21 protein-coding genes are annotated in these 20,965 nt (G+C 47.5%); 11 read left to right on the forward strand and 10 right to left on the reverse strand.

Annotated elements, in window-relative coordinates; translation table 11 throughout:
* Positions 1 to 5: 5 nt before the first annotated feature.
* Complete coding sequence (locus AACQ93_RS16000) at positions 6 to 353, reverse strand: 5-carboxymethyl-2-hydroxymuconate Delta-isomerase (protein ID WP_064606761.1); 348 nt, start codon at positions 351 to 353, stop codon at positions 6 to 8.
* Between the two features lie 382 nt (positions 354 to 735).
* On the opposite strand from AACQ93_RS16000, the gene tpiA reads away from it, so the two are divergent.
* Positions 736 to 1,506, forward strand: coding sequence for a triose-phosphate isomerase (gene tpiA / locus AACQ93_RS16005; RefSeq protein WP_064606186.1), 771 nt, complete (start codon positions 736 to 738; stop codon positions 1,504 to 1,506).
* A gap of 138 nt (positions 1,507 to 1,644) precedes the next feature.
* Here tpiA and pfkA read toward each other — a convergent pair whose 3' ends face one another.
* Positions 1,645 to 2,607, reverse strand: coding sequence for a 6-phosphofructokinase (pfkA, locus tag AACQ93_RS16010; protein WP_064606188.1), 963 nt, complete (start codon positions 2,605 to 2,607; stop codon positions 1,645 to 1,647).
* A gap of 560 nt (positions 2,608 to 3,167) precedes the next feature.
* The gene (locus AACQ93_RS16015) at positions 3,168 to 3,671 is read right to left on the reverse strand and encodes a CpxP family protein (protein WP_064606190.1); all 504 of its coding nucleotides are present in this window, start codon (positions 3,669 to 3,671) and stop codon (positions 3,168 to 3,170) included.
* Between the two features lie 198 nt (positions 3,672 to 3,869).
* Between AACQ93_RS16015 and AACQ93_RS16020 the strand changes: the two genes are divergently transcribed.
* The 3 genes from AACQ93_RS16020 to trmL all read left to right on the forward strand — a co-directional run bounded on the left by AACQ93_RS16020 (position 3,870) and on the right by trmL (position 6,512).
* Positions 3,870 to 4,565 carry a response regulator gene (locus AACQ93_RS16020; RefSeq protein ID WP_064606191.1) on the forward strand — a complete coding sequence of 232 codons (696 nt, stop codon included), beginning with the start codon at positions 3,870 to 3,872 and terminating at the stop codon, positions 4,563 to 4,565.
* Positions 4,562 to 5,923 (forward strand): envelope stress sensor histidine kinase CpxA, encoded by a 1,362-nt coding sequence (cpxA, locus tag AACQ93_RS16025; RefSeq protein WP_064606193.1) that lies wholly within the window; start codon positions 4,562 to 4,564, stop codon positions 5,921 to 5,923. The genes AACQ93_RS16020 and cpxA overlap by 4 nt, the downstream gene beginning before the upstream one ends.
* 124 nt (positions 5,924 to 6,047) lie before the next feature.
* Positions 6,048 to 6,512 (forward strand): tRNA (uridine(34)/cytosine(34)/5-carboxymethylaminomethyluridine(34)-2'-O)-methyltransferase TrmL, encoded by a 465-nt coding sequence (gene trmL, locus AACQ93_RS16030; protein WP_064606196.1) that lies wholly within the window; start codon positions 6,048 to 6,050, stop codon positions 6,510 to 6,512.
* Between the two features lie 132 nt (positions 6,513 to 6,644).
* Here trmL and cysE read toward each other — a convergent pair whose 3' ends face one another.
* The 4 genes from cysE to AACQ93_RS16050 all read right to left on the reverse strand — a co-directional run bounded on the left by cysE (position 6,645) and on the right by AACQ93_RS16050 (position 9,731).
* Positions 6,645 to 7,466, reverse strand: coding sequence for a serine O-acetyltransferase (gene cysE / locus AACQ93_RS16035; protein ID WP_007469385.1), 822 nt, complete (start codon positions 7,464 to 7,466; stop codon positions 6,645 to 6,647).
* A 172-nt stretch (positions 7,467 to 7,638) separates the two neighbouring features.
* A complete protein-coding gene (gpsA, locus tag AACQ93_RS16040) occupies positions 7,639 to 8,655 on the reverse strand; it encodes an NAD(P)H-dependent glycerol-3-phosphate dehydrogenase (protein ID WP_064606198.1) in 1,017 nt (338 codons plus the stop codon).
* A 17-nt stretch (positions 8,656 to 8,672) separates the two neighbouring features.
* Positions 8,673 to 9,143: a protein-export chaperone SecB gene (secB, locus tag AACQ93_RS16045; protein ID WP_007469390.1), complete on the reverse strand. Its 471-nt coding sequence runs from the start codon at positions 9,141 to 9,143 to the stop codon at positions 8,673 to 8,675.
* Positions 9,144 to 9,281: 138 nt separating this feature from the next.
* The gene (locus tag AACQ93_RS16050; RefSeq protein WP_007469392.1) at positions 9,282 to 9,731 is read right to left on the reverse strand and encodes a rhodanese-like domain-containing protein; all 450 of its coding nucleotides are present in this window, start codon (positions 9,729 to 9,731) and stop codon (positions 9,282 to 9,284) included.
* Positions 9,732 to 10,164: 433 nt separating this feature from the next.
* On the opposite strand from AACQ93_RS16050, the gene gpmM reads away from it, so the two are divergent.
* The 3 genes from gpmM to AACQ93_RS16065 are packed head-to-tail and all read left to right on the forward strand — an operon-like array spanning position 10,165 to position 13,639.
* Positions 10,165 to 11,706, forward strand: a complete 1,542-nt coding sequence (gpmM, locus tag AACQ93_RS16055) for a 2,3-bisphosphoglycerate-independent phosphoglycerate mutase (protein WP_064606200.1) — start codon at positions 10,165 to 10,167, stop codon at positions 11,704 to 11,706.
* Between the two features lie 17 nt (positions 11,707 to 11,723).
* On the forward strand, positions 11,724 to 12,872 hold the full coding sequence (locus AACQ93_RS16060; RefSeq protein ID WP_064606763.1) for a peptidoglycan DD-metalloendopeptidase family protein: 1,149 nt from the start codon (positions 11,724 to 11,726) through the stop codon (positions 12,870 to 12,872).
* 50 nt (positions 12,873 to 12,922) lie between these two features.
* Positions 12,923 to 13,639: a divergent polysaccharide deacetylase family protein gene (locus tag AACQ93_RS16065; protein ID WP_064606202.1), complete on the forward strand. Its 717-nt coding sequence runs from the start codon at positions 12,923 to 12,925 to the stop codon at positions 13,637 to 13,639.
* A 34-nt stretch (positions 13,640 to 13,673) separates the two neighbouring features.
* Here the strand turns inward: AACQ93_RS16065 and AACQ93_RS16070 are convergent, their stop codons facing one another.
* The gene (locus tag AACQ93_RS16070) at positions 13,674 to 14,318 is read right to left on the reverse strand and encodes a TetR/AcrR family transcriptional regulator (RefSeq protein ID WP_064606203.1); all 645 of its coding nucleotides are present in this window, start codon (positions 14,316 to 14,318) and stop codon (positions 13,674 to 13,676) included.
* 325 nt (positions 14,319 to 14,643) lie between these two features.
* On the opposite strand from AACQ93_RS16070, the gene lpxM reads away from it, so the two are divergent.
* Genes lpxM through AACQ93_RS16090 form a run of 4 tightly spaced genes read left to right on the forward strand, consistent with a single transcriptional unit; the run spans position 14,644 to position 19,042 of the window.
* A complete protein-coding gene (gene lpxM, locus AACQ93_RS16075) occupies positions 14,644 to 15,594 on the forward strand; it encodes a lauroyl-Kdo(2)-lipid IV(A) myristoyltransferase (protein ID WP_064606205.1) in 951 nt (316 codons plus the stop codon).
* 11 nt (positions 15,595 to 15,605) lie between these two features.
* Positions 15,606 to 16,847 carry an O-antigen ligase family protein gene (locus tag AACQ93_RS16080; protein WP_064606207.1) on the forward strand — a complete coding sequence of 414 codons (1,242 nt, stop codon included), beginning with the start codon at positions 15,606 to 15,608 and terminating at the stop codon, positions 16,845 to 16,847.
* On the forward strand, positions 16,844 to 17,935 hold the full coding sequence (locus tag AACQ93_RS16085; protein WP_064606209.1) for a glycosyltransferase family 4 protein: 1,092 nt from the start codon (positions 16,844 to 16,846) through the stop codon (positions 17,933 to 17,935). The genes AACQ93_RS16080 and AACQ93_RS16085 overlap by 4 nt, the downstream gene beginning before the upstream one ends.
* Before the next feature lie 18 nt (positions 17,936 to 17,953).
* Positions 17,954 to 19,042 carry a glycosyltransferase family 52 gene (locus AACQ93_RS16090; RefSeq protein ID WP_064606211.1) on the forward strand — a complete coding sequence of 363 codons (1,089 nt, stop codon included), beginning with the start codon at positions 17,954 to 17,956 and terminating at the stop codon, positions 19,040 to 19,042.
* Between the two features lie 158 nt (positions 19,043 to 19,200).
* Here AACQ93_RS16090 and AACQ93_RS16095 read toward each other — a convergent pair whose 3' ends face one another.
* Together AACQ93_RS16095 and AACQ93_RS16100 are read right to left on the reverse strand one after the other, a co-directional pair.
* Positions 19,201 to 19,899, reverse strand: coding sequence for an acylneuraminate cytidylyltransferase family protein (locus AACQ93_RS16095; RefSeq protein ID WP_064606213.1), 699 nt, complete (start codon positions 19,897 to 19,899; stop codon positions 19,201 to 19,203).
* Complete coding sequence (locus AACQ93_RS16100; RefSeq protein WP_064606214.1) at positions 19,899 to 20,954, reverse strand: nucleotidyltransferase family protein; 1,056 nt, start codon at positions 20,952 to 20,954, stop codon at positions 19,899 to 19,901. The genes AACQ93_RS16095 and AACQ93_RS16100 overlap by 1 nt, the downstream gene beginning before the upstream one ends.
* Positions 20,955 to 20,965: the final 11 nt, after the last annotated feature.

Here is a 20,965-nt window from a genome sequence, read left to right on the forward strand (position 1 = left end):
TTACATTAATGCGTCGCTTTAAGGAAACACTCACGATCCATATCGCGGATATCGACAGTCAGGCTGTTGATCTCACTGGCATGTTGCTCCAGTATCGCCATCAACCGCCGGGACAGTTCCCGTTTCTGCTCAGCGCTACGCCCTGAGAGCATTCGCAGTTCAATATGGATAAAGGTTTTCAAATCCCCTTCCGGGCCCACTAGCCAGGTATGACAGGGATAGCTGCGAGACTTTACCGAATTGTCCTCAAACAACCCGCAGGACAGCAGGGTTTGGTGTAAATCTTCCAGTAATCCCGGGACATTGACGCGCTCGGCAACGGGATCGGCGTACTCCATAACAAGATTTGGCACAACTTCCTCCATGGATGCTTATCACTCGCTGTGACTTATTGAAAATACAGCATTTTGATATAACAGCATGGTCAACTTACCCGATCATCTGCTGACAGGCCAAACAAATAGGCTATATTTCAATCACTGATCACTGTCTTTTTTCGTCTTAATCATCCGACAAAATGAAATATTTAAAAATATTTCCCACCAAGAGTTCACTTTTGGTGACGAAAAAGGTACAACCGAGCACAGAAATGATTTCGGACAGAAAATATATCAGCTAAAGCTGTTATATTCTTACAACATCAGCTGATACCAAACAGCATAGTTGTTTGAAATGATCAGATAATTACGCTTTTTGGTATTAACTTTTTACATCAAATTGATTTGGAGAAAAGCTATGCGCCATCCTGTGGTTATGGGTAACTGGAAGCTAAACGGTAGCAAGGAAATGGTATCTAACCTACTTAAGGGCCTTGATGCGGCACTTAAGGGTGTTGAAGGTGTAGACGTAGCCATTGCTCCACCAGTTATGTATCTTGACCTGGCTGAACAGCTAATCGGTAAAGCAGAAAACAAAATCATCCTGGGTGCACAGAACGTTGACGTAAACGCTAAAGGTGCATTCACTGGTGATATCTCTCCTGAGATGCTGAAAGACTTCGGTGCAAGCCACATCATCATCGGTCACTCAGAGCGTCGCGACTACCACAGCGAGTCTGACGAGTTCGTTGCTAAGAAATTCGCATTCCTGAAAGAGCACGGTCTGACTCCTGTTCTGTGTATCGGTGAATCTGAAGCTCAGAACGAAGCTGGTGAAACTGTTGCTGTATGTGCTCGTCAAATCGACGCAGTAATCAAGACTCAGGGCGTCGAAGCTCTGAACGGCGCTATCATCGCTTACGAACCAATCTGGGCTATCGGTACTGGTAAAGCAGCAACTGCTGAAGATGCACAGCGCATCCACGCTGCTATCCGTGCTCACATTGCAGAGCAAAGCGAAGAAGTTGCTAAGAACGTTGTAATCCAGTACGGCGGTTCTGTTAAGCCAGAAAACGCAGCTGCATACTTCGCTCAGCCAGACATCGACGGCGCACTGGTTGGTGGTGCTGCTCTGGACGCTGAAAGCTTTGCTGCTATCGCTAAAGCTGCTGCTGAAGCAAAAAAATAATCATTACCTGATTGGTAAATGAATTACTAAGGCCACCTCCGGGTGGCTTTTTTTATACCCAGACTAAATAGCCAAGGTATAAAAAAACCGGTCATCTCGACCGGTTTTTCAATAAAGTATGCTTATAGTAAATGATGCTTAGAACAGCTTGTCAGCCAGCTCGTACAGATCGTTACGAACCGGACGCTTCATGTTCTCAATTGCATCGATGATGTCGTGGTGAACCATTTGCTCATTCTGGATACCCACACAACGACCACCTTCACCTTTCAGCAACAACTCAACCGCGTATGCACCCATACGTGAAGCTAGGATACGGTCGAATGCAGTTGGCTGACCACCGCGCTGGATGTGACCTAGAACAGTCGCACGAGTTTCACGACCTGTTTCATCTTCAATGTACTTCGCCAGCTCATTGGCATCAGTCATCAGCTCGGTCAGTGCAATAATCGCGTGCTTCTTGCCTTTGTAGATACCTTCTTTGATCTTCGCCAGCAACTCTTCTTTATTCAGACCAGTTTCTGGCGTGATGATGTACTCACAACCACCGGCAATCGCAGACATCAAAGTAAGATCACCACAATGGCGGCCCATTACTTCTACGATAGAGATACGCTGGTGAGAGGAAGATGTGTCACGCAGGCGGTCAATCGCATCGATAACTGTGTTCATTGCAGTCAGGTAACCGATAGTGTAGTCAGTACCTGCAACATCGTTATCAATCGTACCTGGCAGGCCGATACATGGATAACCCATCTCAGTCAGCTTCTTCGCACCCATGTAAGAGCCGTCACCACCGATAACGACCAAAGCGTCGATACCGTGAATTTTCAGGTTCTCGATTGCCTGAGCACGCACTTTCTCATCTTTAAACTCAGGAAAACGTGCAGAACCCAGGAAAGTACCGCCTTTATTGATCACATCTGAAACGCTTGAGCGAGTCAGCTTCTCAATGCGGTTCTGGTGCAGGCCCTGATAGCCGTCATAAACACCATAAACTTCCAGGCCTTCAGACAATGCAGCACGCACAACACCGCGAATCGCCGCGTTCATACCAGGTGCGTCACCACCACTGGTCAATACACCAATCTTTTTAATCATGGTTACCCTCTGACTTTGGGAAATGAAAATTCAAATCCGGCACGAGTTGCCAGGGTTCCCCCGCCTGACATCATAAGCCGGCTTACCGGGCTTATCTCGTGCAAACTGTAACTTTCCTACTAATGTAGGAGTATTACAATTTTGATAAAAAATTTTGTTGATTCACATCACGATCACCTCGGACTTCATTCACCCGGGTGACTATTGCCTGAAAGGGCAACGGATATGAAACGAAACTGTTAGCATTCTGGTTGACGACCGGGCAAAGCACAGACTGTGTAAACAGCCAAAGTAACGTCATGCCTTAAAGTATATAACCTGTCATCAGAGCCACCAGCCGTGCATGAGGGAGAGTGATAACCGTGGGTAACTGGGTGTTTTCATCCATGATAATCACGCCTGTTCATCAGCACTCACTGGGCAATACCCCGCAGTATAGCTGTTTTATGATGAAAATTAATAACAAAAAATGACAGGAAATATGATTTTCATCGCAGCACGACAGACCTGAATAACAAAAAGCCGCAACTCAAGTTGCGGCTGTATCTGGATGAAAAGGATTACAAATCATCATCGGCCCAGCGGGCTTCACACTGGCTTCGACGTTCATCCTGTAGCTGTTTCAGTTTTTCTTTTTGCGCCGGAGTCAGAACTGCCAGCATCTCATGACGCTTCTTCAACATAGTGACACGGTGTTCAATTTGCAGATCTGACATCTGCTTGGCCAGGTTACGTACTGCATTTTCATCAAAGTTTTCCGCCAACATCAGGTTCTGCATCTGCTGGTGATAACCGCGCATAGTATCAAAGTGCTCACGGTACTCAGTTCGCATCGCATCACGGTTAGTGCGGCGGAAATCCCGCATCTGGTCACGCTGCTGATCTGTCAGATCCAAATCACGGAACATCTGTTTTCCGTCAAAGTTACCGCAGCCACCCCGACCTTCATGATAGCCACCATGGTGACCACCTTTATGACCGCCGCCATAAGCCAAAGCGCTGGCTGAACCTAAGGCAAAAGGCAGCGCGATTGCAATTAACAATGTTTTCTTGAATTTGTTCATGATTGTTCTCCAGTTTCCGTCAGCAGGTTTAAGTGTAGAATAATCCCTGCAAGGTAAAGTGCTGTCTGCCAAACGTAAAACTGCGTAAAGCCGACTTCAGGAAGCTTGGCTGAAAGGAGGAGTTTGGCGATACTGGAGCTGACTGATTAACCTTACCACGCCTTCCCACAAAGGCAACTAAATGCATAGGGTAACCCCATGGCAAAGATACTGCTGGTCGATGACGATACCGAACTTACAGCCCTGTTAACCGACATTCTTGAGATGGAAGGTTTCGACATCATAGAGGCCAATAATGGGGAACAAGGACTGAGTAAAGTTGATGACACCATTGACCTGATCCTGCTTGATGTCATGATGCCAAAAATGAACGGCACCGAAATGCTGCGAAAACTGCGCGAACAGCACAGTACCCCTGTACTGATGCTGACCGCCAAAGGTGAAGAAATAGACCGGGTGCTGGGGCTGGAGCTCGGTGCCGATGACTACCTGCCCAAACCTTTCAGTGACCGGGAATTACTGGCCCGAATGCGTGCAATCCTGCGCCGGACCCAACACAACAGTAATGATGCCCACCATGCATCTGACAGCCTGATTTATCAGGACATCACCATTTATCCGGGACGACAAGAAGTGTATTGCAATGAGCAGCTGATAGATATGACGGGAACTGAGCTGGCACTGCTGAGCCACTTCATCCGCCATCCCGGCAAGATCATTTCCAAAAATGAACTGAGCCTCGAGGTCTTGGGCAAGCGGCTGGCTCAGTTTGACCGAGCTATCGACATGCATATTTCCAATCTTCGCAAGAAATTGCCTGAGCGCAGTGACGGAAAGCCACGCATCAAAACCCTGCGCGGCAAAGGCTACCTGCTTGTTGAGGAAGCCGGATGAAACTGCCCCGTTTTTCCAGCCTTTACGGCCGAATCTTTGCCACTTTCTGGCTGACGCTGCTGCTCATTGTCGTCGTGCTGCTATTGCTACCGCACCTCGATCCGCGTTCCCAGCATACAATCCCGGAACCGCAGCTCAAACGTTACCAGGACTCGGCCCTCAGTATTTCAGATCGCATTGCCTTTGGCCGGGAGCCGCTGCAAGAAAAGTTGCGACACTTCACCGAGCATAAGCGTCATAAGGGCTTTCAGCTCTACTTCACCACCACCGACGGGGAAATTATTACGCCTCAGAAGCGTAATAAGGCACTGCGTAATTTCATCACCATGGCCGATAACCCGGAGGATCCGAAGCAAAAGCTTTATGGCCGCTGGATGATGGCCGGGCCATTTACCGTCGAGCACCAGCAACAAACGCTGCTGATGTACATCGGCCGGATATGGCGGGAACCGCCGCCGTTTTTCATCCAGATTATGGACAAACCTTTTCAGCTCCTGTTACTGACTATGCTGGTCAGCACACCGCTGCTGCTTTGGTTAGCATGGGCCATCAGTATTCCGGCCCGTCGCCTGCAACAAGCCGCTGAACGTGTGGCAACCGGAGAGTTTGAAGCCAATCCGAAACTTGAATCCGGTCCCCGTGAATTCAAACAAGCCGGAGCCAGCTTCAACCAAATGGTCCAGGCCATCAACCAGATGATCAGCGGCCAGCAACGCCTGCTGTCTGACATTTCCCATGAGCTGCGCTCACCGCTGACCCGGTTAAGGATGGCCACTGCTCTGGCCACACGCAAACAAGGTGAAAGTAAGGAACTGGAGCGAATTGATACCGAAGCTGAGCGGCTGGAGAAAATGATCAGCGAACTGCTGGAGCTTTCACGCATGCAGGTTAACAGTCATCAGGAGCGTGAAAACGCAGACGCTAGCACCCTCTGGTATGAAATGCTGGAAGATGCCCGCTTCGAAGCTGAGCAAAGCCAGAAAAAGCTGACTTATACCCCGCTCGAAGAGTGGCCACTCAGTGGTAACCCAAACTTGCTGATCAGCGCCTTGGAAAATGTGGTGCGTAATGCCATCAAGTATGGCAACGACATTATCGAGGTAACCTTCGCCACCACCAACCAAGAGCTTACGATCCTGATCGACGATAACGGTGAAGGGGTACCGGATGAAGAGCTGGACGATATTTTCCGTCCCTTCTATCGGGTATCGACAGCCAGAGATCGCAGCAGCGGTGGCACAGGCCTAGGGCTGGCAATCACCGAAAGCGCGATCCGCCAGCACAACGGTAGTATCAAGGCCAACCGAAGTCCGCTTGGCGGACTCAGAGTCAGCATTTCGCTGCCACTCGCCCGGTAATCAAACAATATCATCAGCGGAAACGGACCGACTGTCTGTCCGTTTCCGCTTTTTCTCTCCGGTTGGTTTTCGTCCCCTTTGTTTTGGTTACAATAGGGGCAAATTTTTAGCTGAAGCCACCCGTATGTTTGATATCGCCCTTTATGAACCGGAAATCGCTCCAAATACCGGCAACATTATCCGCCTTTGCGCCAACTGTGGTGCCACGCTGCACCTGATTGAACCTTTGGGCTTCGATCTGGAAGAGAAAAAACTACGCCGAGCCGGGCTGGACTACCACGATCTCGCTCATGTTCACCGTCATAAAAACTTTGAGGCTTTCCTGACAGCCATTGGTGAACGCCGCATTTTTGCCTGCACCACCAAGACAACCAACTACCATACTAATGCCAAATTCCAGGCCGGTGATGTGCTGTTATTCGGCCCGGAAACCCGTGGCCTGCCAGCTGAAATAATTGAAGGCCTGCCACTGGAACAGCGCCTGCGCATCCCGATGCATCCGGACAGCCGCAGCCTGAACCTGTCCAATGCCGCGGCCATCATCGGCTATGAAGTATGGCGTCAACTGGGATTTGAAGGCGCGGTATAAGTCCGAAGTTCGAGGTTCGAGGTTCGAGGTTCGAGGTTCGAGGTTCGAGGTTCGCGAAAAATAACCTCTTAAAAACGACAAAGCGAGAGCCGCAGCTCTCGCTTTTAAATTTAATCCATCAACAGTTAAAGGTTAAATACCGTCACCGGCAATAAATGTTTGGGATGTACCATTAAACCGCTGATCCATATCCATCGCCGGCTTTTCACTGCTCGGACGGCCGACAATCTTCGCCGGCACCCCGGCAACCGTTGTATGCGGCGGCACTGGGTTCAATACCACGGAACAGGAACCAATTTTCGCCCCTTCGCCGACTTCAATATTACCCAGGATCTTAGCACCGGCACCAATCATCACCCCTTCTCGAATTTTCGGGTGACGGTCGCCGCACTCTTTACCTGTACCACCCAACGTCACATCCTGCAGGATGGACACGTCATTTTCGACCACTGCCGTTTCACCAATCACAATACCGGTCGCGTGGTCGAACATAATCCCCTGACCGATAGTCGCCGCCGGGTGCACATCCACCTGACAGGCAACTGAGATCTGGTTTTGCAGATAAACAGCCAGCGCAATCCGGTTCTGCTTCCAGAGCCAGTTAGCTACCCGATAACCTTGCAGGGCATGAAAACCTTTCAGGTATAACAGAGGCGTCAGGAACATCCCTACAGCCGGGTCTCGCTCAACCACGGCCCGGATATCGCAAGCGGCAGATTCCGTGATCATACAGTCGGCTGCATACGCCTCCTCAACCACTTCGCGTACTGCCATTGCTGGCATCGAAGGTGTGGCCAGCTTATTAGCCAGAATATAACTGAGTGCTCCAGCCAGATTGTCATGCTTAATGATCGTTGCATGGTAGAAACTGGCTAACATCGGCTCCTGCTCTGACTGCTCCCGCGCTTCCCGCTTGATCGCCTGCCAGATCTCATGTTGTTGACATTCCTTCACGTCACCCTCTGTCTCGATTGTCCGTTTATTCAATCTGATATTTGGTTATCTGTTAACTGTAACCTGCTATGAAAAAAAAACAACGCGAGCACCCGGCCCGCGTTGTCTCAATCTTCAGCTTCTGGTGTCATCGAGCCATAAAGAAGTAACCCGACAACGAAGAAGTTAACCGTTATTCGTCTTTCTTCTCACGGGCCAGTAGATCTTTGGCTGCCTCACGGGCATCTTTACCCTGGTAAAGCACCTGATAAATCTGCTCGGTGATCGGCATCTCAACACCATGACGCTTGGCCAGCAGCCACACTTCCTTGGTATTGCGATAACCTTCAACAACCTGGCCTATTTCTTCCTGAGCAATGTCTACCGATTTACCCTGGCCCAACGCCAGACCAAAACGACGGTTACGTGACTGGTTGTCGGTACAGGTCAGTACCAAATCCCCCAGTCCGGCCATGCCCATGAAAGTCTCCGGCTGCGCACCCAATGCGGCACCAAGGCGACACATTTCCGCCAGACCACGAGTGATCAGCGCAGTGCGGGCATTGGCACCAAAACCGATGCCATCTGACATACCGGCACCAATCGCAATCACGTTCTTCACCGCTCCGCCCAGCTGCATACCGATAAAATCGGCATTGCTGTAAACACGGAACGTCTTGCTGCAGTGGATTTTTTCCTGCAGTTCGCGAACGAAAGTTTCATCCGGGGAAGACACAGCAATTGCCGTCGGCATACCGGCTGCCAGCTCTTTGGCAAACGTTGGACCGGACAGGACAGCCAGCGGCACATCCTCACCCAATGCCTCAACCGCCACCTCTTTCAACAGGCGACCGGTCTCAGGCTCAAGGCCTTTAGTTGCCCAGCAGATCCGCGAGTCATCACGCAGGAAAGGCTTCACATTCGACAATACCTCGCCAAACACATGGCTCGGTACTACCACCAGCAAATCACGGCAGGCCTTCACCGCGGCTTCCAGATCTGCTGACACGATCAGCGACTCAGGAAACGGAACTCCCGGCAGGAAGGCTTCGTTAGATCTGTCCATCTCAAGCTGGGCCATATGCTCCGGCTCGTGTCCCCAAAGGATAACATTTGCACCGTTGCGGGCCAGTGAGATTGCCAGTGAGGTACCGTAAGAGCCGGCACCCAGCACTGTCATCGTGATTGCTTTATCTACGCTTTGATTCATAACGGCTAATCAGCTAATTAAGCTTCAGTGTTTTCAGTGTTTGCTTGCGCTTGGTTCTGCAGGTAGTTCATGAACAGCGCATCAAAGTTTACCGGAGCCAGGTTCAGCTGCGGGAATGTACCTTTCACTACCAGGCTTGAGATAGTTTCACGTGCATAAGGGAACAGGATGTTCGGGCAGAATGCACCCAGGCAATGTGCCAGCTGAGGCGCTTCCATACCTGCAACAGTGAAGATACCACCCTGCTGAACTTCACACAGGAATGCAGTGTCGTCAGCATTTTTCACAGTCACAGTCAGACGTAGCACAACTTCAAACACACCTTCGCCAAGTTCACGGCTTTGTGTGTCCAGATCCAGTTTTACATCCGGGTTCCACTCTTTCTGGAACATGTCCGGAGAGTTTGGCGCTTCAAAAGAAACGTCTTTCAGGAAGATACGCTGGATTTGGAAGTTCTGTTGCGCTTCGTTGTTTGCTGCTTCAGCCATTTTAATGTCCTTTTTCTCTCTCATATCTCATCACATGAGATCATAATTATTCGCAGCCATGACAATCTTCACGCGCTGCACGAATCAGATTGTAGCCAGTGCGCACTCAAAGGGTGCACAAACCTTGGCAGCAAGAAGTTACTTCTTACCTTTGTTTGATTTACTGCGTACCAGGGGCAGATTGGCTTCATTCCAGGAAATCAGGCCATCTTTCAGTAAATTAACATTCTCAAAGCCGGCTTTATGTAACAGGCCTGCAGACTCTTGCGCGGTCTGGCCCGTCTTGCATACCACAATGATTGGGGCAGTTTTATGCTTTTCAAGCTCTGAGAAGTTTTGTTCTTTAATTTGGCTAGGCAAAATGTGAAGCGCACCCGCAATATGGCCCTGCCGGTATTCGTCACGGCTACGGATATCGACAAACACACCCTCTTCACGGTTTACCATGCTGACAGCCTGGTTCGGGTCCACAACAGCATAGCCCGCCGCCTTCTGCTTCACATAAGAAGCAATTACGGCTACCACCAAACCAACCCATACCAAAGATAAAATGGGATTACTTGTAACAAAGTCGATGTATTGCTGCATGATTTTCGCTCTATTTTTCCTAGTATCAGACACCTGGGATTCAGGGCCAAACTCCACCTAAAAGGAACCTGAGTATACCCGTGTCGATCTTGTTGTACAGCCAGAGTCAGCAATTACGCGCCATGGCTCACTTGATCCCGGCGATATTAGTATATGCCTTAAACAACGGCGACTTACTCCAGGTTTACAATGAAATTGCAAAAAAATGTCCCCAGAGACTTAAACTAAAACGTGGAAATGATTATATTTCTCGTTGGAAGATAACAATCTATTTACAGCATTGTTTGATCTTACCCTACAGTTTTTGGCATAAGTTGTAGTAAAATTACACATAAACCAGACGAATTACGTTAGATATTTCAACTTTCATCAGATGTTTAATGTAATTGGTCTAAATTAAACTCAGATTTCTAACTTTACGAGAGGACAGCATATGTCTGCTAAGAAGCCACTGGCTCTGGTTATCCTGGATGGTTGGGGTTACCGCGAAGACAACGCTAACAACGCAATTGCTAACGCCAAGACGCCTGTGATGGACGCTCTGATGGCAAATGAAGCCAACACCCTGATCTCTGCTTCAGGCATGGATGTTGGTCTGCCGGAAGGCCAGATGGGTAACTCTGAGGTTGGCCATACTAACATCGGCGCTGGCCGTGTTGTTTATCAGGACCTGACTCGCATCACTAAATCTATCGCTGACGGCGACTTCTTCGAGAACGAAGCACTGGCAGCTGCGATGGACAAAGCAATCAAAGCAGGCAAAGCTGTTCACATCATGGGTCTGATGTCACCAGGCGGCGTACACAGCCATGAAGACCACATTGCAGCAGCTGTAGAAATGGCAGCTAAGCGTGGTGCAGAAAAGATTTACCTGCACTGCTTCCTGGATGGCCGTGATACCCCACCTCGCAGCGCAAAAGCCTCTCTTGAGCGTTTCGATGCAATCTTCGCTGAGCTGGGCAAAGGTCGTGTTGCTTCACTGGTCGGCCGTTACTACGCTATGGACCGTGACAACAACTGGGACCGCGTCGAAGTTGCATACGATCTGCTAACAGCGGCTAAAGCTGAGTTCAGCGCTGAATCTGCAGTTGCTGGTCTGGAAGCGGCTTACGCTCGTGACGAAAACGACGAATTCGTTAAAGCAACTGAAATCCGTGCTGAAGGCCAGGACGTTGCGGCTATTGAAGATGGCGATGCTGTGATCTTCATGAACTACCGTGCTGACCGTGCCCGTCAAATCACTCGTGCTTTCGAAACTGATTTTGCAGGCTTCGAACGTGCTCAGTTCCCGGCGCTGGCTGATTTCGTAATGCTGACTCAGTACGCAGCAGACATCAAACTGCCAATCGCATTCCCGCCAGCAAGCCTAGACAACACTCTGGGTGAGTGGCTGTCTAAGAAAGGTAAGAAACAGCTGCGTATCTCTGAAACAGAGAAATATGCACACGTTACTTTCTTCTTCAACGGCGGTGTTGAAAATGAATTTGACGGCGAGTCTCGCTCACTGGTTGCTTCTCCGAAAGTAGCCACTTACGACCTTCAGCCAGAGATGAGCGCACCAGAACTGACTGAGAAGCTGGTTGCAGCTATCAAGAGCGGTGAGTTCGACACTATCATCTGTAACTACCCGAATGGCGACATGGTTGGCCACACAGGTGTTTACGATGCTGCCATTCAAGCTTGTGAAGCACTGGACGGCTGCATTGGCCAAGTGGTTGAAGCTATCCGTGAAGTTGACGGCCAGATGCTGATCACTGCAGACCACGGTAACGCAGAAATGATGGTTAACCCTGAAACTGGCGGCATCCACACGGCACACACTAACCTGCCGGTACCACTGGTTTACGTAGGTAACAAATCACTAACTCTGAAAGAAGGCGGTAAACTGTCTGATCTAGCACCAACTATGCTGGCGTTGTCAGATATCGAAATCCCTTCAGAGATGACTGGTCAGGTGCTGTTTGATCTGAAATAATCAATCCCATGCGGGATATGATCAAATACCTAAACCAAACTCTCCGCGCCAGTGCATTATGCACTGGCGCTTTGTTATGCCTGGTTATTTCCTTACCAAGCCTTGCTGCCAACCAGAACCAGCTCGAAGGTGTAAAACAAGAAATATCTCGCCAGCAATCCCAACTCAGCAGCAAGCAGAAAAAAATCACGTCGCTCCAGAAATCGCTAAAACAGCAAGAACTTGCAATTGCTGCTGCGGCCAGAAAAATCCACGCTGCTGAAGGCGAACTCTCTACCCTTGAGTCATCAATCCGCCAACTCCACGGACAACTGCAACAACTTCATCAACAGCAAGTTGGCCAGCAGGAAATGCTCAAGGAACTCCTTAATAATCATTACCGACAAGGTAAAAACAGCCAACTGGCCAGTTTACTCAGCGGTGAAGACAGTACTGAACTTGACCGGATGTCTGTTTATGCCGAACGACTCAGTGCGGCCCGCGTCCGTGCTCTTGATGAGCTTGCGGTTACCACCACAGAACTGCAACTCAAGCAACATCAGCTGAAACAGCAAAAACAACAGCAAAAAAACACACTGGCTGAACTAAAAACAGAAAAAAGCAAGCTTGAAGCCGAACAACGCAAGCGCAAGAAAACGGTACACACAATCAAAACTCAACTTAAGTCCGATACTCAGTACCTGACTGAGCTGAAGACCAATGAAAAGAGGCTGGTTGACGAAATAGCCAAGGCTAAAGCCGCCGCTGAAGCTGCGCGCCGTGTACCGATGGATGGCCTGGCCAAACGTAAAGGCAAACTGCCGTGGCCAGTCAAAGGCAAAGTCTTGCATAAATACGGCAGTTCACAACAGGGCGAACTGCGTTGGAAAGGCATGGTGATCAGCAAATCAGCTGGCAGCCAAGTTAAAGCCGTTTACCCTGGTAAAATTGTCTTTGCAGATTGGCTTCGTGGCTACGGCCTGATGCTGGTTATCGACCACGGTAAAGGCGATATGAGTTTTTACGGCTACAACCAGACGCTGTTGAAAAAAGTCGGAGATACGGTTCAGGCCAACGATGCCATCGCTCTAGTGGGTGACAGTGGCGGCCAGGATCAATCCGCTCTGTATTTTGAAATTCGCCGCAAAGGCTCACCGACAAATCCGGTAAGCTGGCTGACGAAATAACTAAGATTTGCAACTCAAATTTAAGTAACGTTTTATAAGGACAGAATTTAATGCGACGGATCGCAATCGGACTCAGCGTGCTGATCGGATTACTGCTCTCTGGCAACCTACAGGCAGCAAGACTAGCCATTGTGATCGATGATCTGGGTTACCAGTCGATGCCGGCGGCACTGTCTGACCTTCCGCCTGAAGTAAGTATCTCTATTCTGCCTGACACCCCTTTCGACCTGGAAACCGCCTACCAAGCGAAGCAAGAACGGCGCGACACCCTGCTCCACATGCCGATGCAGCCGCTGAAAGCAGCCCCGCTAGAACTCACGACCCTCACAGATGCGATGTCGCAGGCAGAACTGCAACAGACCCTGCGCCATGCCCTGAGCCGAGTACCCAATGCTATCGCCATGAACAACCACATGGGCAGTGCCCTGACTCAAAACCCCAAAGCAATGGATTGGGTGATGGAGGTACTAGAGCACCAGGGAATAAACTTTCTTGATAGCCGTACCACGGCAAAATCTGTTGCCCTGCACCAGGCAAAGCAACACGGCGTACCGGCATTGCGCCGTCATGTTTTCCTTGACCACTTCCGCACCCGGGAATTTGTCAGCCAGCAGCTAAGACTGGCTATCAAGCGAGCCAAAAGAAACGGATTTGCCATCGCCATCGGCCATCCCTATCCTGAAACACTGGCGACCTTAGAAAAACTGCTGCCAACACTGGCCGAACAAGATATTCAGCTGGTACGCATCTCTTCCTTATACCGTTAGGACATCAAGGCTCGGCGATTCAAGATCTCAGCCTTTAAATATCTCGCTGTACCTGCTCACAGTAGTGAGATTCCAGCTGCATAACCTGCTCTTTGCCCTTGGCTGTTGTCAGCGGGCGAACGATGCTCAGCATCTGTAATACCCCCTGATAGATCACGCCCTTAGTAATCTTGGCACCAACTGCCTGGGTGGTCTGGTAACAAATCCAGCTGGAAGCAACTAACTTAAGGGTATTGGCCAGGCTGAGCAGCTCTTTATCATCAAGATCCAGCAAACCGCTGGCACGAAAGCTGTTCATCATCGCCATGATATTACTATGCAACTGCTCCTGAGCAGCCAGATATTTTTGCTGCAACTCCGAATCCCGGCGCAAGATATCCGGCAAATTGGCATAGAAAAATCGATAGCGCCACATCAGCATAAAGACACCATCAAGATATCCCAATAAATTATCAGCAGTTACGTTAACTTCTGCCTGTGGCTGAAAACGAATACTCAAATCGCGGGCGTATTCATCAAAAATACTGTGTATAATCTCTTCTTTATTTCGAAAATGATAATACAGATTGCCGGGGCTTATCCCTAAATGAGCGGCAATATGGTTCGTGGTAATGTTAGGCTCACCGCTTTCGTTAAAAAGCTCCAGTGCTGCCAGAATAATTCTATCGCGGGTCTTCATTCGCTTCTCACTTCCGTCGCCCGATGGCAATAGTGTAATGTTATCATAAAGAAGATTCATCACGGTGGCACTTATGCGGCCGTAGTCCAATGTCTTGATGACAAAAATCCGGGAATTGACTCAGGTAGGTAAGCAATACTGGTAACTTACTAAAAAATACAAAAAACCACCTGATTGATTTTTAATACTAGATGTATCATCCATATGAGTTCAGCACCACATACCTATGTGAATCATACTCATAAGACAAAAATACAGAGCAAGCAACGAAACAAACTGACTTAACACCTTGAAAATAGTTAATCAAAATAGTGAATGTCATTTAATGAAAGACCACTTCGATCCACAAGCCTATCACCCACACTTTAAGTGGTCATTTTTACATCCTAAATTTTGGGGAACTTGGTTAGCCGTCGGCTTTGCAGCCTTGTTCAGCTTACTACCACATCGTGTCCGCCTTGCGTTAGCAACTGTTTTTGCTGGTTTAATCATGAAGCGCAAAAGCAAAGCCAATATTCGGGCCAGAGTTAACCTTGCTATGTGCTTTCCGGAAAAATCCGATGAAGAGCGCGAAGCATTATTAAAACAAAGCTTAATCACCGCAGGCACTTACCTGATGGGGTTTGCCGCCATGTCAACACGAAGCCGAAAATGGCTGGAGCAGAATACGGTGATAAAAGGTGAAGAACACTTAACAGCTCAGCGTCACTCCGGTCAAAACACAATCTTGCTGGTACCACATACCTGGGCAATAGATGTACCGGCAGTATTGTTAGCATCTCGTGGCTTACCCGTCGTCGGCATGGCCAAGAAGCAAAAGAATGACGTGACCGACTGGTTAATGCACAAACAGCGTGTACAATATGGCGGCAGGCTGTATGAGCGCAGAAGCGGTATCAAACCTTTCATTCGCTCAATCAAAGAAGGCTATCTGGGATACTATCTGCCCGATGAAGATCTTGGCCCTGAGCATAGTGTCTTCGTTGACTTCTTCGCAGCAACAAAAGCAACGATGTCAGGATTGGGAAGACTATCAAAGTTGAGCAAAGCAAGCGTCCTTCCGCTGTGTGCAAGCTATAACCTTGAAACTGGTCAATATGAAATAGAAATCAAACCACCACTAGACCCATTCCCACTGGAGACAGAGGAACAAAATGCTCGCATGATGAACGCATGCCTTGAGGAGTTTCTAAGCAATAGTCCTGAGCAATATATGTGGATTTTACGTCTACTGAAAACCCGGCCAGATGGCACCTTAAACCCGTACAAGAAGTAAAAAGATAAACAATGAATTACCGTCATATTGCTGTAATATCTGCAGCAGCATTATTCCCTGCACTCTGCATCGCTTTTGGCAAAGGCTATAACTATGCTGCTATCTTATTACTTCTGGCCTCACTGCCATGTTTGATTACATACGAAACAAAATGGGTCACCAGTGATGCCCGACTAGCCATCATCGCTTTTTCAACATACTTCCTAAGCTTTGTTGTCTCTACCATTATTACAGGTGGAGAGCTTTCAAATTTAGATCAGCCCAGCAGAGCTGTATTAGCCTTACCAATTTTCTTGGCACTACTACGTTACCCTCCTAAGTTTTCATGGCTTAGTACCGGGATTCTTTGCGGTTCTATAGTTACAGGCCTCGTTGGCGCCTATTTTGCCGTAACATTTCCAGGTAAAAGGGCATTTGATGGGGCTCTTGGCCCGGCCTGGATTGATGGTTATATGCAGATTCAAAGTGGCAATATGGCAGCAACACTGGCAATGCTTAGCTTATGTATTAGTTTATATTTTTTACGAAAAAAGCAATGGCTTCTCTTAGGCCTAGCAATCATTGCTACAGGAATGGGCATTACAGCCAGCATCTTATCCGGCTCTCGAGGTGGGTGGCTCCTAATACCACTAACATTTGTATATCTGCTGTATGTGAACCGAGATCTGTTCACAAAAAAAGTACTTTTTGCTGTATTAATTGGTTTCACATGCTTTAGTGCAATATCCTGGGGCAATAACAGTGTCAGTGGCCGCATAAATAAATCGATTGCAAACATTCAGGCATACCAAACAAATAATAAATATACCTCTGTCGGTATCCGCCTTGATTTATGGAAAAGTGCCATCTACTCCTTTGCTGAAAGCCCTATAGTAGGACACGGAGAGGAAGGTCGACTTGAAGCAAGAAAGAGGCATGGAAAAGAAGGTTTAATTAACCCGCGCATTTCTAGACTACCTTATCATTCACACAACCAATTTTTAGAAAGCATGTCTGTTATGGGGCTCATCGGCTTAATCCCGTTATTAGCCTTTTTCTATATTCCTCTCAAAATATTTGAAAAGCATCGACAACGATGTGAATCAGCAACAACACAAACTTTATGCCAATGCGGAACTGTCAGTATCGTAATGATGATTGGCTATTGCCTGACTCAAGCATATTTTAACCATACTTCAGGGATCATATTTTACTCTGTTATGACATTAATTTTACTAGCCGCATGCATTTCACCAGCGAGAAGTTCATCATGAAAATACTCATTGCCAGCTCCTATCACCATGCCTGGAACAGTGTACGCCCTGAAGCTGAAATGTTTATTGAAATGGTTAACCAAGGCCATAAAGTGACTGTTGCAACCCAGGGGGATGCCGAGTATGTCAAGCGCTTCCGTGATCAGGGCGTAAAAGTCATCGACTGCTACCCGAGTGGAAAAATTTGCTGCAAGACCATTCGTACTCTGCACAAAGAACTAAAAGGCGGTGATTATGATGTCTGCTATGCCTTTAACTCCAAGACGATTCCCAATGCGGCTTTTGCCTGCATTGGCACCAAGGCAAAATTAATCACTTACCGAGGAACCACTGGTGGTTTATACCGTCACGATCCAAGTGCATACCTGACTCATCTCCACCCTCGCGTGGACGGCATTGTTTGTGTATCGGAAGCTGTCCGCCAGGATGTGATCAAGCGAGTCTGGAAAAAGCCAGATCAAATAAAAACCATTTACAAAGGCCACCAACTCGACTGGTATCTAGTTCCACCAACTTCACGCGAGGAATTTGGCCTGAATGACAAACATATTATCGGTATTTGCGCCGCACATGTTCGTCCGAGTAAAGGTATTTCCATTCTGGCGCAAGCTACACACTATATTAATAACCCTGACTTCCACCTTATTTTAGTTGGTAGCGGCTATGAACCTCATCTGGAAGAGATAAAAAACAGCCCGATGGCGGAACGTATCCACCTGGTTGGTCACCGCAAAGATGTTCCTTCCATCATGGCGATGGCAGACTTCCAGATTCAGCCATCGATCAGCGGCGAAGGCTTACCCCGTACCATTATTGAGGCAATGGCTAACGGTACCACTTCGGTTGTTACCACAACAGGTGGCTCACCAGAGTTGGTCGATGACGGTAAAACAGGCTACATAGTTCAAACCGGAGATGCCAAAGCTCTGGCGGAAGCAATGAACAAGCTGATTAATGACAGGGAAAAAATCGCAGAGTTCAGCCAAGCGGCTAAGCATAAGCTGAATACCGAATTCAATGCTCAGCAAACCGTTAAAAAACATCTGGCATTTTTTGAATCGCTACAAGCTGGTAACTGCCAGCAATAGCTAAACCGAGAACACATCATGAATGTCTATATTTGCTCAACGGTACGCCACCTGCTATTTAGCCTGCTGAAAGCGACATATGAAAAGCAAGTACCCAGCCATATCATCTTCTTTTACGACTATCAGGAGATCGATAAAGACAGTTTCGACTTAACAGCATTGCCTGAACACATAACGGTATCTTTGTTAAGTCGCAAAACAGTAGGTAAAAAACTCAGTCACTCATTGCAAGGTAAGCTCTTTCGCTTCCTTGCGATGCGCAATGTTTATCTTCCTGAAGCAGGCAAAAAACAGTTCACCCGCTTACTTAGCAGCCTGTTTCCTGAATTAAAAACAACGATAAACAACGAAGTACTTGAACTATTTGTCTTCAACGAAAGAAACAAGATGTCGCGGTTATTCAGGCTATTAGTGCCTGAATATCAAATGATCGAAGACGGGATGGCCAACTACACGAAGAAAAACGTCTCGAGATCAAAGTGGCTTATTCGATTACTTCAAGGAAAAACAGTAACCTACCAACTATTTGGCGAAAGTCGCCGTTGCAAGGCTATCTATGCTGTAACACCGAACGCGATTCCAACTGAAATCCGGCACAAAGCAAGACAAATAGACTTTATCACAAAATCAGAAAATATTGGCTACCTAAACAAATTCTTCGGCTACCAGTCGCAGCAGCACAGTGACAGCAATGCATTTATTATTGCCACGCAACCGGTATTCCATAAAGAAGTATTAGACGCAGATATCCATTTCAGAATCTATGATGAAATGATCTCCCGGCTAAATGAAACTGGTGCCACGATCGTTTTGAAAACCCACCCAGCAGAAGACCCGAAGAGCTACCAGAAAAGATACCCGAATATTCAGCTAGCACCATCAAAACTTCCTCTGGAGCTGCTGTTATTAAGCTATGACAATAAAGTGAATATTATCTCGATTAGTTCATCTGCTGGCCTGGGATTTGAGCATATCTGCAATAAAGTCGAGCTGCTTGATGCAAACCAAATCAGCAATTCCGAGCCGATCATGCTGTCATGGCAAAATAATCACGATGAGCTGCAACGTATTATTCGGGAAAAAATCGAACTGTCGCAAATCAACTGAAAGTAAATGGTTCCCCAGAACCATACATTCAATACAGGCCATAAAACCGTTGGCACCATGAATGTTAATAGCCAATTTAATTCATAACAAAAAGACCGTGCCCAATTACCCCTGGTGCACGGTCTTTCTCTTTACTATTAAGCTAATACTAACGGCTTCTAATCAACTTTAGAGGCTTTAATCATCTCTGCTAGCCTGAAGTCCAGCTCATTATCAATATCAACAGAGTGATTGTTATCCATGACTAACGCGAAAGATTTCTGCTTAGGGAACAGAGTTGATTCCTTCTTAACAACGTTAGTTTTGACCAGATACACAGCTCCGTTTAGTCGGTAATACGTCGGTAAATCCTGGCTTCGCGTAGCCGTCAACTCTTCAGGAATGAAGTTATCCATACCAAGATCATCTGGTAAGGTATTACACCACAACGGTGAATGCTCACATTCCGTCACCGAGACAACTCCGTTTGCATCCTTTTCGGCCATCAAGGCTACCGCTTTTTCAATATCTGCAGCTGTACGTAAAGGAGAAGTCGGCTGAAGCAACAAAATAGAATCGAAAACCTGCCCCTGAGACTCATAGTGTCTGATGACATCAAGTACCACATCAATACTACTTGCCGTATCACTCGATAGCTCTGCCGAGCGCAGGTAAGGTACTTCAGCACCGCACTGCTTCGATATTTCGGCAATCTCCGGGCAATCCGTTGACACCATCACAGTATCAATGGAAGCCACTTCTTTAGCTGCATCAATCGCCCACTGAATAAGCGGCTTACCAGCAAGAGGCAAGACATTTTTCCGGGGTAACCTTTTACTTCCGCCCCTGGCCGGAATGATAGCTAATATTCTGTTCATTAATCTAACTCTAATGAGATGATATCCTGCTGCGCTCGGTGGTAATCATCCATCTGACCAATATCCAGCCAGTACTCATGTACTGGGAACATCAACACACTCTTATCCTTAGCTATTTTATTTTCCAACAAGGTTGGCATGTCAATTCTGGTATCTTTCTCTACCGAGTTATAAATTTCAGGATTCACCACATATATACCGGCATTGATATGGAAGCGCTGAACAGGCTTTTCTACCATACTTCTGATGCGGTGGCCTTCACCATAGATGACACCATACGGGATCTGGTAATCATACTCACGAACACACATAGTGGCGTCTGCATTTTCATTATTATGGAATTCCAACAGCTTAGAGAAGTCCATATTAGTCAAGATATCGCCATTAATCATGATGAGCGGCAACTGAGGAATATCTTCAGGCAGCAGACCTAAAGCCCCGCCGGTTCCTAACGGATTATCCTCATGAACATACTGGATATTGACTCCCCAGTTACTACCATCACCAAAGTATGCCCGGATCATTTCAGGTAAGTAATGGGTAGAGATATAAAAGTTTTTGAATCCGGCATCAATGAATCGTTGCAGCGTGATCTCTAATATTGGCTTATTGCCCACCTTCAACAATGGCTTCGGACATTCATCAGTCAAAGGTCTCAAGCGGGTACCGAACCCTCCTGCCATCAGGAATATCGGGTTATCATATTGAGGTCTGTGCAGCAATTCATGTAGGGTGTACAGCCCTTCAATCACACCATTATTAACAACCGGCAACGCAAAAATGCTTTTTGATTCCATCAGGTGGATCAATTTCTCTTTCTCGGCATTAGGCTCGACGACGATCGGATTAGGATTCATCACTTGAATAGCAGCATCATCCATATTGAGACTACTCAGCAAACCTCGACGAATATCGCCATCAGTGATGGTCCCCATAAGGGTGTTATTTTCATCGGCAATTAATGCAATGCCCAGAGCCTGGCTATCAATAACTTTCAAGGCATCACGTATAGTAGCCTGCTGTGAAATAATAATTTTTTGCCAGCTATTTTTCATATTAAACCTTT

Origin of the sequence: Photobacterium sp. J15 (genome assembly GCF_963870815.1) — a bacterium.
Classification (GTDB): Bacteria; Pseudomonadota; Gammaproteobacteria; order Enterobacterales; family Vibrionaceae; genus Photobacterium; species Photobacterium marinum.

What these genes read in the sequence shown, in the direction of transcription:
- AACQ93_RS16020 (WP_064606191.1), top strand. Translation starts at nt 3,870, where the DNA reads ATGGCAAAGATACTGCTGGTCGATGACGATACCGAACTTACAGCCCTG.
- gpsA (WP_064606198.1), bottom strand. Translation starts at nt 8,655, where the DNA reads ATGAATCAAAGCGTAGATAAAGCAATCACGATGACAGTGCTGGGTGCC.
- AACQ93_RS16070 (WP_064606203.1), bottom strand. Translation starts at nt 14,318, where the DNA reads ATGAAGACCCGCGATAGAATTATTCTGGCAGCACTGGAGCTTTTTAAC.
- tpiA (WP_064606186.1), top strand. Translation starts at nt 736, where the DNA reads ATGCGCCATCCTGTGGTTATGGGTAACTGGAAGCTAAACGGTAGCAAG.
- AACQ93_RS16095 (WP_064606213.1), bottom strand. Translation starts at nt 19,899, where the DNA reads ATGAACAGAATATTAGCTATCATTCCGGCCAGGGGCGGAAGTAAAAGG.
- pfkA (WP_064606188.1), bottom strand. Translation starts at nt 2,607, where the DNA reads ATGATTAAAAAGATTGGTGTATTGACCAGTGGTGGTGACGCACCTGGT.
- AACQ93_RS16100 (WP_064606214.1), bottom strand. Translation starts at nt 20,954, where the DNA reads ATGAAAAATAGCTGGCAAAAAATTATTATTTCACAGCAGGCTACTATA.
- AACQ93_RS16050 (WP_007469392.1), bottom strand. Translation starts at nt 9,731, where the DNA reads ATGCAGCAATACATCGACTTTGTTACAAGTAATCCCATTTTATCTTTG.
- AACQ93_RS16065 (WP_064606202.1), top strand. Translation starts at nt 12,923, where the DNA reads ATGCGACGGATCGCAATCGGACTCAGCGTGCTGATCGGATTACTGCTC.
- cpxA (WP_064606193.1), top strand. Translation starts at nt 4,562, where the DNA reads ATGAAACTGCCCCGTTTTTCCAGCCTTTACGGCCGAATCTTTGCCACT.
- secB (WP_007469390.1), bottom strand. Translation starts at nt 9,143, where the DNA reads ATGGCTGAAGCAGCAAACAACGAAGCGCAACAGAACTTCCAAATCCAG.
- lpxM (WP_064606205.1), top strand. Translation starts at nt 14,644, where the DNA reads ATGAAAGACCACTTCGATCCACAAGCCTATCACCCACACTTTAAGTGG.
- AACQ93_RS16085 (WP_064606209.1), top strand. Translation starts at nt 16,844, where the DNA reads ATGAAAATACTCATTGCCAGCTCCTATCACCATGCCTGGAACAGTGTA.
- gpmM (WP_064606200.1), top strand. Translation starts at nt 10,165, where the DNA reads ATGTCTGCTAAGAAGCCACTGGCTCTGGTTATCCTGGATGGTTGGGGT.
- AACQ93_RS16090 (WP_064606211.1), top strand. Translation starts at nt 17,954, where the DNA reads ATGAATGTCTATATTTGCTCAACGGTACGCCACCTGCTATTTAGCCTG.
- AACQ93_RS16080 (WP_064606207.1), top strand. Translation starts at nt 15,606, where the DNA reads ATGAATTACCGTCATATTGCTGTAATATCTGCAGCAGCATTATTCCCT.
- AACQ93_RS16060 (WP_064606763.1), top strand. Translation starts at nt 11,724, where the DNA reads ATGATCAAATACCTAAACCAAACTCTCCGCGCCAGTGCATTATGCACT.
- trmL (WP_064606196.1), top strand. Translation starts at nt 6,048, where the DNA reads ATGTTTGATATCGCCCTTTATGAACCGGAAATCGCTCCAAATACCGGC.
- AACQ93_RS16015 (WP_064606190.1), bottom strand. Translation starts at nt 3,671, where the DNA reads ATGAACAAATTCAAGAAAACATTGTTAATTGCAATCGCGCTGCCTTTT.